We start from the raw sequence: 12,653 nt of genomic DNA, 5'->3' as shown, positions 1-12,653 counted from the left end.
CTGCCCGCTCCCGCCACAGGAGGAGGCTACATTCCGCGCACGGCGTGGGGCTGGTAGGGCGCCTCGAGCGCTTTCACCTCATCCGGGGTGAGCGTCACGTCTACCGAGCGGATGGCCGCGTCCAGGTGCTCCAGCTTCGTGGCGCCGATGATGGGGGCCACCACGGCGGGCTTGGACAGCAGCCACGCCAGGGACACCTCGGCGGGCGTGTGGCCCTTGGCCGAGGCCACCTTCTTCACCGCCTCCACCACGTCCCAGTCGTGCGGGTTGTCGTAGAGCGCCGACGCGTACGCGTCCGAGCTGGCGCGTGTCGTGGACTGCTTGTCATCCAGTGCCTTGCGCGTGCCGGCGAGCAGTCCGCGCGCCAGGGGGGACCACGGAATCACGCCGATGCCCTCCGCCTCGCACAGGGGCATCATCTCCCGCTCCTCCTCGCGGTAGAGGAGGTTGTAGTGGTTCTGCATTGACACGAAGCGCGCCCAACCGTTGCGCTCGGAGAGGCTTAGCGCCTTGGCGAACTTCCACGCCTGGGACGAGCTCGCACCGATGTAGCGAACCTTTCCCTGCCGCACGAGCAGATCCAACGCGGACAGCGTCTCCTCCATCGGCGTCTCCGGATCCATCCGATGGATCTGGTACAGGTCGATCGTCTCCACCCCGAGCCGCCTCAGGCTCGCCTCGCACGCCTGCACCACGTTCTTGCGCGACAGTCCGCCCATGTTGGGCCGGTCGTTCATGGGGAAGTAGACCTTGGTGGCGATCACCACCTCCTCTATCCGCGCGTAGTTGCGCAGCGCGCGGCCGGTGACCTCCTCGCTCACCCCGAGTGAGTACATGTTCGCGGTGTCGAAGAAGTTGATGCCCGCTTCCACCGCTCGGCGGAAGAAGGGCTGCGAGGCCTCCTCGTCCAGCACCCACGGGCGCCACGTAGGGGTGCCGTAGCTCATGCACCCCAGGCAGATGCGAGACACCTTCAGTCCGGTATGGCCCAGGTTGACGTATTTCATCGGGTGGTCACTCCTTTGGTTGGAATGGCGCTTACCCGTGCGGGAGCCAGCGCGTCCACCACTCCTTGCGCTACCGCCGCGGCGAAGGCCTCCAGGGTCCGCTCCTCACGCCAGCGCGCCACCTCCTCGAAGTCCAGCGCGTGGTGCGTCTCGATGATGACCGAGGGCATGGGCGGCTTGCGCAGCACGAAGATGCGCTGCCCCGGCAGGTGCCGGCTCACGAATGTCCCCGGTTGCTCGGGATCGGGCGCGTACAGGCCCACGTAGTCCTCGCCTCCGTAGGGGAGGAATCCCGCCTCACCCATGCGCCGGGCCAGTGCCCGGGCCAGTGCCAACCTCCGGGACAGCAGGGGCTCGTCGATGTCGTCCGCGTAGAGCACGCTGTACCCGGGGGCCGCGTCGTTTCGCAGGCACCACTGGTCCGGCCCCGCCATCCACCAGCTCGTCTCGCCCCGCGCGTCCGAGTGAAGACTCAAGAAGAGCTCCGCCCGCCAGCGCTTCGCCTCCTCGAGCCGGTCCGGGTACGCGGTCCGTTGCCCCGACTTCCGGCTCAGCTTCACCTGGAAGTGCCCCGTGGCCTCCAGTCGCCCCGCCAGATCCTCCGCGACCCGCAGCGTGAAGGACTCCTCCTGCTCGCAGGTGGCCGACGTGTTCCCCGTGTTCCCCGGCGCGCCGTGCCCCGCGTCCAGGTAGATGCGCTTGCGTCCGAAGCCTTGGGGGAACTCCACCTGCGCCACCGTGAGCGGGGCGCTCGCAGCCGGCCAGACGGGTGGGGCCACCACGGTGGGCTCGCGGAGCGGGAGGGCGGCGGGGGTAGGGTGGGGCTCGGGAGCGAGCGGGGCAGCCCGGGCCTGTTCCTCGCATCCAGCGGCGAGCAGGAGCAGGGAGAGGAGCAGCGGCCAGGTGGACGTCTTCGGCATGTGTCCTCGGACCCCGGCCGACGGCCTGGGGTTCCCAGGACAAGGTGGGGGGAGGGGAAATGACAACGGGCAGGTCCCCGCGAGGGAACCTGCCCGCCATCATCCTTCAACGTTGCCTCAGAGCGCTAGGCGCGGACCTCGGGGGTCGGCTCGGGCTGGGGAGGAACCGTCTTCTCCCCACCCTCGGGCGGAGCCACCGGCGTCTTGAACGGCGACTTCTCCAGCGCCGCGTCGAGCACCTCGTCCATGCGGGTGGCGAAGATGAACTCGATGTCGTTCTTCGCCTGCTCCGGCACGTCCTGCAGGTCCTTCCGGCAGCGCTCCGGGAGGATGACGCGCTTGATGCCCGCGCGGTGAGCCGCCAGCACCTTCTCCTTGATGCCGCCCACCGGCAGCACCAGGCCACGCAGCGTCGCCTCGCCCGTCATCGCCGTGTCGCCGCGCACGCGGACGCCCGTCAGCAGGCTGGTGAGCGCCGTGAGGATCGTCACGCCCGCCGAAGGCCCGTCCTTCGGGATGGAGCCCGCGGGGAAGTGCAGGTGCAGGTCCGTCTTCTCGAGGAAGTTCGGGTTGATGCCGAGCGCCTCCGCCTTGCTGCGCAGGTAGCTCAGCGCCGCCGTGGCGCTCTCCTTCATCACGTCGCCCAGCTGGCCGGTGAGCGTCATGCCGCCCTTGCCCGCCATCTTGGTCGCCTCGATGAAGAGCAGGTCGCCGCCCGCCGCGGTCCACGCCAGACCCGTGGCCACGCCCGGAACCTCCGTGCGCTCGGCCACCTCGGAGTAGAACATCTCGGGCCCGAGGATCTCCTTGACCCGGTTCCCATCGATGTTCTGCTTGTCGGTCTTCCCGCCGGCCACCTCGACCGCCACCGCGCGGCAGATGTCCGCGATGCGGCGCTCCAGGTTACGCACACCGGCCTCACGCGTGTACGAGGTCGTCAGCGTCAGCAACGCCTCGTCCGTGATGGTGATGTGGTCCGGGCTCAACCCGTGCTCCTTGAGCTGCTTGGGCACCAGGTGGATGCGCGCGATGCTCTGCTTCTCCTCGAAGGTGTAGCCGGACAGCTCGATGATCTCCATACGGTCACGGAGCGGGCCAGGGATCGGATCCAGCTGGTTCGCCGTGGCGATGAAGAGCACCTTGGACAGGTCGAACGGCACGTCCAGGTAGTGGTCGCTGAACGTGTTGTTCTGCTCCGGATCCAGCACCTCCAGAAGCGCCGCGCTCGGGTCGCCGCGGAAGTCCGCGCCGAGCTTGTCGATCTCATCGAGCATCATCACCGGGTTCTTCGTCCCGGCCTTCTTCATGCTCTGGATGAACCGGCCCGGCAGCGCGCCGACGTAGGTACGCCGGTGGCCACGGATCTCCGCCTCGTCACGCACGCCACCGAGCGACAGGCGCACGAACTTGCGGCCCACCGCCTTGGCGATGCTCTGACCCAGCGACGTCTTACCGACACCCGGCGGCCCCACCAGGCAGAGGATGGGCCCACGCATGTCGTTCTTGAGCTTGCGCACCGCCAGGTACTCCAGGATGCGCTTCTTCACCTTCTTGATGCCGTAGTGGTCCTTGTCGAGCGTCTGCCGCGCGTTCTCGATGTCGAGGTTGTCCTCGCTGAGCTTGGCCCAGGGCAGGTCGGCGATCCAATCGAGGTAGGTGCGCGCGACGGTGTACTCGCTGGAGGCCGCCGGAATCGTCTTCAGGCGGTTGAGCTCCTTGTTGGCCACCTTCTCCACGTCGGGCGGCAGGCCGGCCTTCTTCAGGCGCTCCTGCAGCTCGTCGAGCTCCTCCTCCTCCTCGCCCATCTCGCCGAGCTCTTCCTTGATCGCCTTGAGCTGCTGGCGCAGGTAGTACTCGCGCTGGGTCTTCGACATCTCGCCCTTCACGGCGGAGTCGATCTTGTTGGAGAGCTTGAGGATCTCGCGCTTGCGGTTGAGCAGCTCGAGCACGAGCTTCATCCGCGCCTTGAGGTCCACCGTCTCGAGGACGGCCTGCTTCTCCTCGATGGGCACGTCCACGTTGGCGGCGATGAGGTCCGCCAGGTGGCCGGGGTGGGTGATGGACTCGACCAGCTCGGTCGCGGCGGCCGGCAGCTCCGGCATCAGCTCGATGACCTCGCGGGCCAGCTTCTTGAGGTTGATGCCCAGGGCCTCGACCTCGACGTTCTCCGCGGACGTCCTGTCCTCCACGGCGTCCACGCGGGCCTTGAGGTAGGGGGCCTCCTGGACCAGGTCGAGCACGCGGAAGCGCGCCAGGCCCTGGACGACGAGCGAGTAGTTGTCCTCGCCCATCTTCAGGAGCTTCACGATGCGGGCGACGGTGCCCATGGTGTAGAGGTCGGACGCACCCGGGTCCTCCTCCTCAGCGCGGCGCTGGGTGACGACGCCGATCACCTGGTCGTCACGGACCGCGTCCTTGATGAGGGCGATCGTCTTCTGCCGCCCCACCGCGAGCGGCAGCACGCCGCCCGGAAAGAAAACTGAATTGCGCAAGGGGAGAATGGGGAGGACCTGCGGGATGTCCTCCTTGTTGATCATCCCCGGGGGTGCCATGGCCGCCGGCATGGCTGCAGCGGCGGAACCCTTCTTCTTGTCGTCGGACATGTAGTCGGTGCCTCGGTTTCCAGCCCGGCCGGACAGCGTCCGGGCCGGTTGAACTGCGTACCAGTTGTCGATCTTCTGTGGGAGTTGACTCAACGTAGCAACCAAAACGGACATGGCAAACGCGGTCGGCGTTTTTCGTGTTGGCAGTCGGCTGCCGGACGGTTGCTCGCACATCCTACGGGGGTGGGGCATGTTAGATGGGCCCCCCTATGTCGCGGCGCGGCGCGCTTTCCGCCGGGCCGCCTTCCTTCAGGAGACACCCTCGATGCATCCCCTTCGTTCGAGCGCGCTGTTGACCCTGGCCCTTTGGGGCTCGGCCTGTACCTCACCCGTAGAGGAGCCTGGCTCCAACCTACCTGGGCGCTGCCAGGCGGAAGCCCCCGTGATCTCACCCCAGAAGACGGACCTGCTCTTCGTCATCGACAATTCGGGGTCGATGAAGGATGAGCAGGAGGCCATCGCCCGGGAGCTCCCCGCCTTCCTGGACGAGCTCCGTCAGGGAAACGGCCTGGAGCAGGACTTCCGCGTGGGGGTCATCACCACGACGGTCTATCTGCGCGCGTTCCTGGATAACAACGACTTCGTGACCAACTATCCCGATCAGGCCGGGCGGCTGCAGCCGGTGAGGGACGCAGCGGGCCGGCCCACGGGCGAGCGCTACCTGGACGAGGCGGACCCGGACCTGCTGGAGAAGTTCCGCCTGCTGGTGCAGCAGGGCATCCAGGGCAGCGGCCAGGAGTCCCCGCTCGAGGCGGTGCGGCTGGCCGTGACGCCGCCCCTGTCCACGACGGCGATCGCGGACGGAGGCAACGGGGGCTTCCTGCGGGATGGCTCCCGGCTGGTGGTGGTGGTGGTCTCGGACGAGGAGGATTGCAGCTCCACCGAGCGGCCGCCGCCGGTCCGGCTGACGGGAGAAACCACCCGGGACATCTGCAGCGAGGAGGCAGAGAAGCTGACGCCGGTGCGGGACTACGCCCAGCTCATGCGCAACCTGCGGGATGGGACAGGAAAAGCGCGCGAGGTGCTGTGGGCGACAATCGGCCCCGTGGCGCTGTCGGACAAGCGGGCCGGGTTGGTGCTGGACACGGCGGCGCCCGAGGGGCCGGTCGTGCGCAACGTGGATTGTCCCACCTCCTATGGGCCCGGGTTTCGTCAGAGGGAGATGGCGTCGCTGTTCGATTCAGGGCTGAAGAACCTGGACTCCATCTGCCGGCCGAGCTTCCGGGACACGCTGGTGTCCATCGCCACAATGGCCAAGACGTCGCAGAGCATCGAGGTGGTGAACCTGCCGGATCCGCGGTTGGTGCAGGTGCTGGTGACGCGGGAGGACGGCTCGGTGCAGACGTGCAGCGTGGCGGGGGGCGATCTGACGTACGAGCCGTCCACCGAGCAACTGCCGGCGCGCCTGTTCTTCCAGTCCTCGTGTGCGAGGATGCCGACCGACAAGAAGATCGAAGTGAAGCTGCTCTGCGCCAACTAACCTCTCCTCTCCTCCCTCTCCCTCTGGGAGAGGGTCGGGGTGAGGGTATGTAGCCCCGCCTGCGCACCCACCCGGGTCCATGGCCCAAAAGGGCAACCCGCCCGCCCATCAAGCAACATTTCCTGGCGCATGTCAGATCGCTCGGCATACTGAACCCGTTTTCAGGTCCAGTGTCTGACGAGGGGTCGTGATGAGTGGGGCGGCTGAGAAGCTGTCGGTGACGGTCGAGGCGCTGAGAGAGCAGATCCGCCGGTTGCAGGCGGCGCCGCGCAAGTACCTGGCGGCGCTGCGCACGGGGGTGGAGGCCTTCGATGCGCTGCTGCCAGGGGGCGGGCTGCCGTTGGGTCAGGTGGTGGAGCTGTGGGGCGAGGCAGCCTCAGGGCGGACGAGCCTGGCGCTGAGGGCGGTGGCGTCGGCGCACCGGGAAGGCCGGCTGTGCGCGTACGTGGACGGACCGGGGGAGCTCTACCCGCCGGCGGCGGTGGCCGCGGGGGTGGATCCGTCCCGGCTGCTGATCGTTCGACCCAAGACGGCGGAGCAGCTCGCGTGGTCGGCAGTACAGCTCGTGCGGAGCGGGGCGTTCGCATGCGTGGTGCTGGATTTGACGCGGGGCCCGGCAGGCAAGGCCGAGGGGGGCGTGAGGCTGTCTCCGGCGGAAGGTAAGCGGCTGATGGACGCGGCGGGGCGAGGGGGGAGCCTGCTGCTGCTGCTGACTGCGCCGGAAGCTCCAGCGGACGGGATGATGCGCCTGCGCACGGAGGCGCGCGGTGACTCGGGTCTGTCGGTGGAGGTGGTGCGCAGCCGACAGGGGGGGATTGGCTCGCGGGCACTGGTTCCCTGGCGGGCGCTCCATCCGGCGCTGGCCGACGCGGAGTCCCCATGGGGCTCGGAGCTGCTGCCAACTGAGGGCGTGACGGTGCCGGAGCTCGAGCAGGAGAGGGCCCCGCGAGAGGGACACCGGGGAATCCTAGGTCAGCGTCCGGGGCGGGACGCGCCGATGCCGTCGTTGCGTCCGAGCCTGGACGCGGGTTCTGCCCTGCACTGAGGCGAGGGGAGGGGTACGGACATGCGATTGGGGTATCTGCACTTTTCGCGCTTCCCGGTGCAGCGCAAGGTCATCGAGCTGCCGGAGCTTGCGGGCAAGCCCTTCGTGTTGGTGGAGGAGGTGCGGGGTCAGCAGCGGGTGGCGTGCGCGTCCACGAGCGCGCTGAAGGCCGGCGTGCGGCCGGGGATGACGCTCACTGCGGCGAACGCGCTGGAGCCGTCGCTGCGGCACTTCCCGTACCGGCCCGAGGAGGAGCGACGGGCGCTGGTGGGAATCGGCGAGATGCTGATGGCGCTGGCCCCGGGCTTCCAGCTGTCGGAGCCGGATGGGCTGTGGTTCGACGCAGGGGCGGCGAACCTGGTGAAGGGGGAGGAGGGGCTGTGCGCGAAGGTGCTGGCCCTGTGCTCGGAGTTGGGCTGGCGGGGGCGGGTGGTGGTGGCCTCCGACAAGTTCACCGCGCGGACGCTGGCCCGGTATGGGGCGCGGCGGATGGACGTGGTGCCGGAAGGGGAGAGCGCGCAGGCGCTGGCCCCATTGCCATTGAGTGCCCTGGAGGGCCCGGAGCAGACGGCGTTCGCGGCGCTCGGGCTGACCACGCTGGGCGAGGTGGCGGCGCTGCCCGTGGGGGCCGTGACAGCCCGAGGCGGCTCCGCGGGTATGCGGGCGCACGCGCGCTGCCGGGGTGGGGATGAGACGCCCTTCATCGCCGAGGTGTTGGAGGAGGTGCTGGAGGAGCGGCTGACGCTGGAGTGGCCGGCCGAGTCGTTGGAGCCGCTCCAGTTCGCGCTCAAGACGGTGCTGGACCGGCTCTGCGGACGGCTGGGGGGACGGCGCCGCGCGGCGGTGCGGCTGAACCTCACGTTGAAGTTGGACCCTTCGGGACAGGCGGTGGTGCCGCTCACCCTGGCGAGGCCGACGGCGCAGTCGAAGATGCTGTTGGACCTGACGAGACACCGGCTGTCGGACGTGCGGCTCGAGGGGCCGGTGGCGGGGCTGATCCTCCGGGTGGAGGAGGACTGCGAGGACCGGGGCCAGCAACTCTCGCTGGGGGATGCGCCCGCGGGAGACGCGGCGTTGGAGGTGGTGCTCTCGCGGTTGGCGACGGCGCTGGGCGAGGACTCGCTCTTCATGGCCTCGCTGGAGGACACGCACCGTCCGGAGGACGCGTATGCGGCGCGGACCTTCCGGCCACCACCGATGCGCCGGGGTCTGGAGGGCGAACTGCTCCAGTCGGTGGAGGCGGCGGAGCCGGTGCCCGAGGTGCTGCACGAGCGGCCCTCGCGGATGTTGGGGTCGCCGACGACGATCGACGTGGAGATGACAGCCTCGGGGGAGTTGTTGGCGGCGAGGCTCGGGGGACGCAAGCGGCGGGTGACGGCGTTGGTGGGCCCGGAGCGGCTGAGCGGTGATTGGTGGGACGAGCGCCCGTACAGCCGGGACTACTACCGGGTGCATTTCGAGGGGCTGGGGCAGGCGTGGGTGTTCCGGGACGCGCGGGACGGCCGCTTCTACCTGCAGGGCCTCTTCGACTGAGGCTGTTGCTCGCCCAGGTGGCGACCATCCTGGGCCAGGGAGAACTGCCCTAATGTCTCGGTTTGGGGCCCGAGGGATGCACCCACGGGCCCTACTTGGAGCCGGACATGAGCACTGAATCGAAGAAGCCGTCGCTGTACGAGCGGCTGGGGGGCATCTATGCCATCGCCGCGGTGGTGGACACCTTCATCGACCGCATCATGGTCGACCCCACGCTGAACGCGAACCCGCTGGTGGACGAGGCGCACCACCGCGTGTCCAAGGCCGGCTTCAAGTACCTGGTCACGGAGATGGTGGGCCAGGTGACGGGCGGTCCCCAGCGCTACACGGGGCGCTCGATGCTGGAGTCGCACAGTCACCTGAACATCTCCGCCGCCGAGTGGGAGGTGTTCGCGGCCCACTTCAAGGCGGTGTTGGATCAGTACAACGTCCCGGCCGCCGAGCAGCAGGAACTCTTCGCGATTGTAGGCAGCACTCGCCCGGACATCGTAGTGGAGCGCCCGGTGGCCAAGGCCAGCTGAGTCTGTTTCGTCCCCGACGGGTTCGAATCCCGTCGGGGACACTGGAGCCAGGACTAGGGCAGCCGAAACACCTTGATAAATTCGTTAGCTATGATGTCTGGAGCGCCGTCAGTCTCAATATTGGTCATACGAGCGTAGTAGCCATGCTCCTCTATTAGCTCGGCAGCTTCCTCGATGGTATCGACCCATGTGTAGTTGGCTTCACGCTTCCTTTCGTCGGAAGTTAGATTGGGAGCTGTGAGCTGAAATTGGCCACGTCCCTTCATGGGCTCTAGTTTGTGTATAGTCCCCGTCCTACTCGACACCCCGAGCACCACTATCTTTGTCATTGATTCCTCTTCGAGATACGGTTCATCCGACACGACCGTAGTGTGCTTGCAACGCTGGCCGTTTGCCAACGCAGGTTTAGGGCACCTCTCCTCCACGGGGGCTGCAGAACGCTGATGGGGTGCAGGTTCCCGTCGAGGAACTCGCCCGGCCGGCCGCGACGCTTGCCGTGCGTGAGGCGCAGGTGCTCGACGAGTGGGAGGAGCGGGAAGAGGCGGAGATTCAGGCGCAGACGGAGGTGCCGGAGACGGAGCGAGCTGCGCTCGTGAAGGCGCGCCGGGGCCAGGGCATCTTCCGAGAGAACGTGTCGAAGGTGGAGAGGGCCTGCCGGATTACCGGCGTGGCTGTCCCCAACTTCCTCGTGGCCAGCCACATCAAGCCGTGGCGGCACAGCTCCAACCAGGAGCGGTTGGACGGCCACAACGGGCTGCTGCTGAGCCCCAGTCGGCGGGCACCCCCATGTCCCAGGAGCGCAGATGTTGGGCGCGCTCAGTGTTCTTCGGGCGTGGCCGAGCGCGGCGATACGCGCTGCTCGTTGCGTGGCCGATGACCGAAGGCCGTCCCGTACGCGACGCCTGCCACCCCCAGTAGCACGCCCACGAGTCCCAGTGCTGACAACGCTACACCCGCGGTGGCCAGCAACACCGCGCCCAGCAGGTGCGGGGTGGGCCGCTCGCCGAAGGTGAAGAAGGACATCACCGTGGCGATGACGGGGAAGAGGTTGTAGAGGAGGCTCGCCTCGCCTGTGGGGATGCGCTCGAGCGCAGTGAAGTAGAGCACCACCACCACGCCTCCCGACAGCCCGCGCGTGATGAGCAGCCGGTAATTGACGGGACGGTAGAGGCCGGGTCGCAGCCAGAAGACGACGAGGCTCACCAGCACGCCCACCACGAAGCGCACCACGGTGAGCTGCCCCGCGTCGAAACCCGCGTCCGGGCGCGACAGCCGACGCGCCAGCACCGCCATCAGGGCGAAGGCCACGTCCGAGCCGAGCAACTGCAGTCGTGCCGCCCACCTGCGGGCTCCCGGCGAAGCGAGGGCGAGCGTCATACGGCGTCCGCCGGACCTGCCAGACGCTCGGCCGCGAGGTGGGTCTGGCTCGCCACGGAGCAGGAGTGGGGGCGATGTGGGCTCATGAGCAGCTGCGCCTCAGCCGGGGTTCAAAAGGATGGGGGCGTCCTGGTGGCAGCCGAGTTAATGGCGGATGTCGACCATGACGCAACCGCGCAATCCGGCTGCCAGGAGGGTCCGGGCGTGAGCCGGCGCTTGCGTCAATCCTGGATTCCACGGCCTCGAAAAAAGCCGATAGTCTCCCCCTCTTCGAGCCAGGCGAGGGCCCATCCATGGAAACCACATCTCTGCAAGAAATCGTCGCGCCAGAAGGCATCTGTTACGGCTGTGGCTGCGACAATCCGCATGGTCTACACATCAAGAGCTACTGGCATGACGACGGCATTCACGTCATGGCCCAGCACACCCCCGAGGCCCAATACAGTGGTTGGCCCGAGCTGGTGTATGGAGGCCTGATCGCAATGCTGGTCGATTGTCACTCGAACTGGACCGCCATGGCCTACCACTACCGGGCCGAGGGTCGCCAACCTGGCAGTCTGCCGCGGATCGAATGCGTCACCGGCAACCTCGGCGTCAAGTTCATCAAACCCACGCCCATGGGGGTGCCGCTCACCCTTCGCGCGCGTGTCGAAGGAGAGGTCGGCCGCAAGAGCCGGGTCATCTGTGAGGTCCATGCCGGCGATGTGCTGACGGCGATGGGCGATTCGATCTTCGTCCGCGTCGATACCGCGCAACTGAAAGCGGCGGCGCACGGCCGCGAAGGCTGAATCGGGCGAAATGCACGTGGGCCCGGATGCCTGGCATGCGGCCAGCTTCGCCATTCTGAGGGGTCGGCGGTGGCCCCGCTTCACCCGGTGCATGTTCCAGGCATGGGGAGTTCGACGCGGGCGATGGGTCTGCTCGCGAGGAGGAAGCCATGGCTCAGCCCATCCACCGCATCCTGGTTCCCACCGACTTCTCGGAGCACTCGCGGAGGGCCCTGGAGTACGCCCTCTCCCTCGCCCAGCGAATGGGCGCCTCCGTCGAGCTGCTCCACGTGTGGGAGCCTCCTGTGCACGTCGCTCCCGATGCCTTGATGATGATGCCCGGCTGGCAGGATGTCTCGGTGGAGAAGTACGGGCTCGCGCAGGCGGGGCACCGCCTGCACGACTGGGCCGAGCCATACCGCTCAGGCCCCGTGCCGCTGCAGGTCCACCTCGAGCGTGGCATCCCCGCCGACGCCATCCTCCGCGCCGCGGAACGCGGGTATGACCTGGTGGTGATGGGCACTCACGGACGTACCGGGCTCGCCCGCCTCATGATGGGGAGCGTCGCGCAGAAGGTCTCGGCTCGGGCCTCGTGTCCGGTGATGACGGTGCACGGGGCCGAGCCGGAAAGGGTGGCGCAGCCCGCGGGGTGAGGACTCTGGGGAGCGGGCGCCCAGTTCAGTTCCATACCTCCGAGGGGGCGACGAGCTGCTCGCAAAGCAGTGCCAGCGGAGTCTCCCAGTGGTCCTCCCAGTGGAAGCTGGCGATCTGACGGGAGTCGGCGCCGCGCCGGAACGCGGCCCACATCCGCCGCGCAAACACAGCGGTATCGAAGTCAGGGATATGCTGGGACAGAGAACCCACTGACTTGAGGAGGATGAGCAGCGACGTGCGCAGGTGGAGGTTGCCCAGGGTGAACGCCTGCAACTCCATCTCGCCCATGACATCGATGTTGTAGCCCGTCACCAGATGGATGAAGTCGTGCGTCTCACGCAGACGCTTCGCGATGTACTGGGCGTCGTTCTTCGGCGGGCTGAGCGTCTCGATCGGCTGCAGGTTCTTTTCCCGGTAGTAACGCGCGAACTCGTAGCCAAACGTCCCCGGCGGCAGCTTTCCCAGCGCCTCCAGGTCCAATTCCTCGGCACTCAACGAGGGTTTCTCGGCGAGCAATCGGCGGCCCTCCGCATGGCGGGAGAACTGGTGGGCGAGCTCCTCGCATCTGCCAATCTCGACGCTGTCATAGAACACGGCGCCGTAGGCTGGATTCGTGGGTGCGACCTGCAGCACCTTGAGGGTCTGCAAGCCGGCCCGTAGGCGGGTGATCAGCGAGGGGTTCTCGGGGAGGACGGGGGGAGGGGGAAAGCTTGTCGGGGTCTGGCTTTGCATGGCAGGTATTTTAC

At 67.8% G+C, this 12,653-nt stretch carries 13 protein-coding genes; 7 read left to right on the top strand and 6 right to left on the bottom strand.

The genetic code is table 11. The features are described 5' to 3' along the window. Nucleotides 1-26: 26 nt before the first annotated feature. The 3 genes from F0U60_RS29405 to lon all read right to left on the bottom strand — a co-directional run bounded on the left by F0U60_RS29405 (nucleotide 27) and on the right by lon (nucleotide 4,530). Nucleotides 27-1,007 (bottom strand): aldo/keto reductase, encoded by a 981-nt coding sequence (locus tag F0U60_RS29405; protein ID WP_395804538.1) that lies wholly within the window; start codon nucleotides 1,005-1,007, stop codon nucleotides 27-29. Beyond that, nucleotides 1,004-1,927 carry an N-acetylmuramoyl-L-alanine amidase gene (locus F0U60_RS29400; protein ID WP_395804536.1) on the bottom strand — a complete coding sequence of 308 codons (924 nt, stop codon included), beginning with the start codon at nucleotides 1,925-1,927 and terminating at the stop codon, nucleotides 1,004-1,006. Before F0U60_RS29400 ends, F0U60_RS29405 begins: the two co-directional genes overlap by 4 nt. 125 nt (nucleotides 1,928-2,052) lie before the next feature. Continuing rightward, the gene (gene lon / locus F0U60_RS29395; protein WP_395825507.1) at nucleotides 2,053-4,530 is read right to left on the bottom strand and encodes an endopeptidase La; all 2,478 of its coding nucleotides are present in this window, start codon (nucleotides 4,528-4,530) and stop codon (nucleotides 2,053-2,055) included. A 265-nt stretch (nucleotides 4,531-4,795) separates the two neighbouring features. Here lon and F0U60_RS29390 point away from each other — a divergent pair, with 265 nt between their 5' ends. The 4 genes from F0U60_RS29390 to F0U60_RS29375 all read left to right on the top strand — a co-directional run bounded on the left by F0U60_RS29390 (nucleotide 4,796) and on the right by F0U60_RS29375 (nucleotide 9,109). Further along, nucleotides 4,796-6,010, top strand: coding sequence for a VWA domain-containing protein (locus F0U60_RS29390; RefSeq protein ID WP_395804534.1), 1,215 nt, complete (start codon nucleotides 4,796-4,798; stop codon nucleotides 6,008-6,010). Between the two features lie 190 nt (nucleotides 6,011-6,200). After that, complete coding sequence (locus F0U60_RS29385) at nucleotides 6,201-7,055, top strand: ImuA family protein (RefSeq protein ID WP_395804532.1); 855 nt, start codon at nucleotides 6,201-6,203, stop codon at nucleotides 7,053-7,055. 21 nt (nucleotides 7,056-7,076) lie between these two features. Further along, nucleotides 7,077-8,588 (top strand): Y-family DNA polymerase, encoded by a 1,512-nt coding sequence (locus tag F0U60_RS29380; RefSeq protein WP_395804530.1) that lies wholly within the window; start codon nucleotides 7,077-7,079, stop codon nucleotides 8,586-8,588. Between the two features lie 107 nt (nucleotides 8,589-8,695). Further along, nucleotides 8,696-9,109: a group 1 truncated hemoglobin gene (locus F0U60_RS29375; protein WP_395804528.1), complete on the top strand. Its 414-nt coding sequence runs from the start codon at nucleotides 8,696-8,698 to the stop codon at nucleotides 9,107-9,109. 53 nt (nucleotides 9,110-9,162) lie between these two features. Here F0U60_RS29375 and F0U60_RS29370 read toward each other — a convergent pair whose 3' ends face one another. Next, entirely contained in the window at nucleotides 9,163-9,471 is a 309-nt protein-coding gene (locus F0U60_RS29370; RefSeq protein ID WP_395804526.1) for a hypothetical protein, read from the bottom strand. An 86-nt stretch (nucleotides 9,472-9,557) separates the two neighbouring features. Here F0U60_RS29370 and F0U60_RS29365 point away from each other — a divergent pair, with 86 nt between their 5' ends. Continuing rightward, nucleotides 9,558-9,986 carry an HNH endonuclease gene (locus F0U60_RS29365; protein WP_395804524.1) on the top strand — a complete coding sequence of 143 codons (429 nt, stop codon included), beginning with the start codon at nucleotides 9,558-9,560 and terminating at the stop codon, nucleotides 9,984-9,986. Here F0U60_RS29365 and F0U60_RS29360 read toward each other — a convergent pair. Then, nucleotides 9,926-10,486, bottom strand: coding sequence for an EamA family transporter (locus F0U60_RS29360; RefSeq protein ID WP_395804522.1), 561 nt, complete (start codon nucleotides 10,484-10,486; stop codon nucleotides 9,926-9,928). The two genes, F0U60_RS29365 and F0U60_RS29360, sit on opposite strands and share 61 nt — an antisense overlap. Nucleotides 10,487-10,779: 293 nt before the next feature. Between F0U60_RS29360 and F0U60_RS29355 the strand changes: the two genes are divergently transcribed. Both F0U60_RS29355 and F0U60_RS29350 read left to right on the top strand, forming a co-directional pair. Then, nucleotides 10,780-11,274 carry a PaaI family thioesterase gene (locus F0U60_RS29355; RefSeq protein ID WP_395804520.1) on the top strand — a complete coding sequence of 165 codons (495 nt, stop codon included), beginning with the start codon at nucleotides 10,780-10,782 and terminating at the stop codon, nucleotides 11,272-11,274. A gap of 149 nt (nucleotides 11,275-11,423) precedes the next feature. After that, a complete protein-coding gene (locus tag F0U60_RS29350) occupies nucleotides 11,424-11,906 on the top strand; it encodes a universal stress protein (RefSeq protein ID WP_395804518.1) in 483 nt (160 codons plus the stop codon). 25 nt (nucleotides 11,907-11,931) lie between these two features. Here F0U60_RS29350 and F0U60_RS29345 read toward each other — a convergent pair whose 3' ends face one another. Beyond that, a complete protein-coding gene (locus F0U60_RS29345) occupies nucleotides 11,932-12,639 on the bottom strand; it encodes a Coq4 family protein (RefSeq protein WP_395804516.1) in 708 nt (235 codons plus the stop codon). Nucleotides 12,640-12,653 lie beyond the last annotated feature (14 nt).

The sequence above is a fragment of the Archangium minus genome (genome assembly GCF_044360475.1).
GTDB lineage: Bacteria > Myxococcota > Myxococcia > Myxococcales > Myxococcaceae > Archangium > Archangium minus.
The sequence above is the reverse complement of the archived record's forward strand: the minus strand, read 5'-3'. Positions and strand labels throughout refer to the sequence as shown.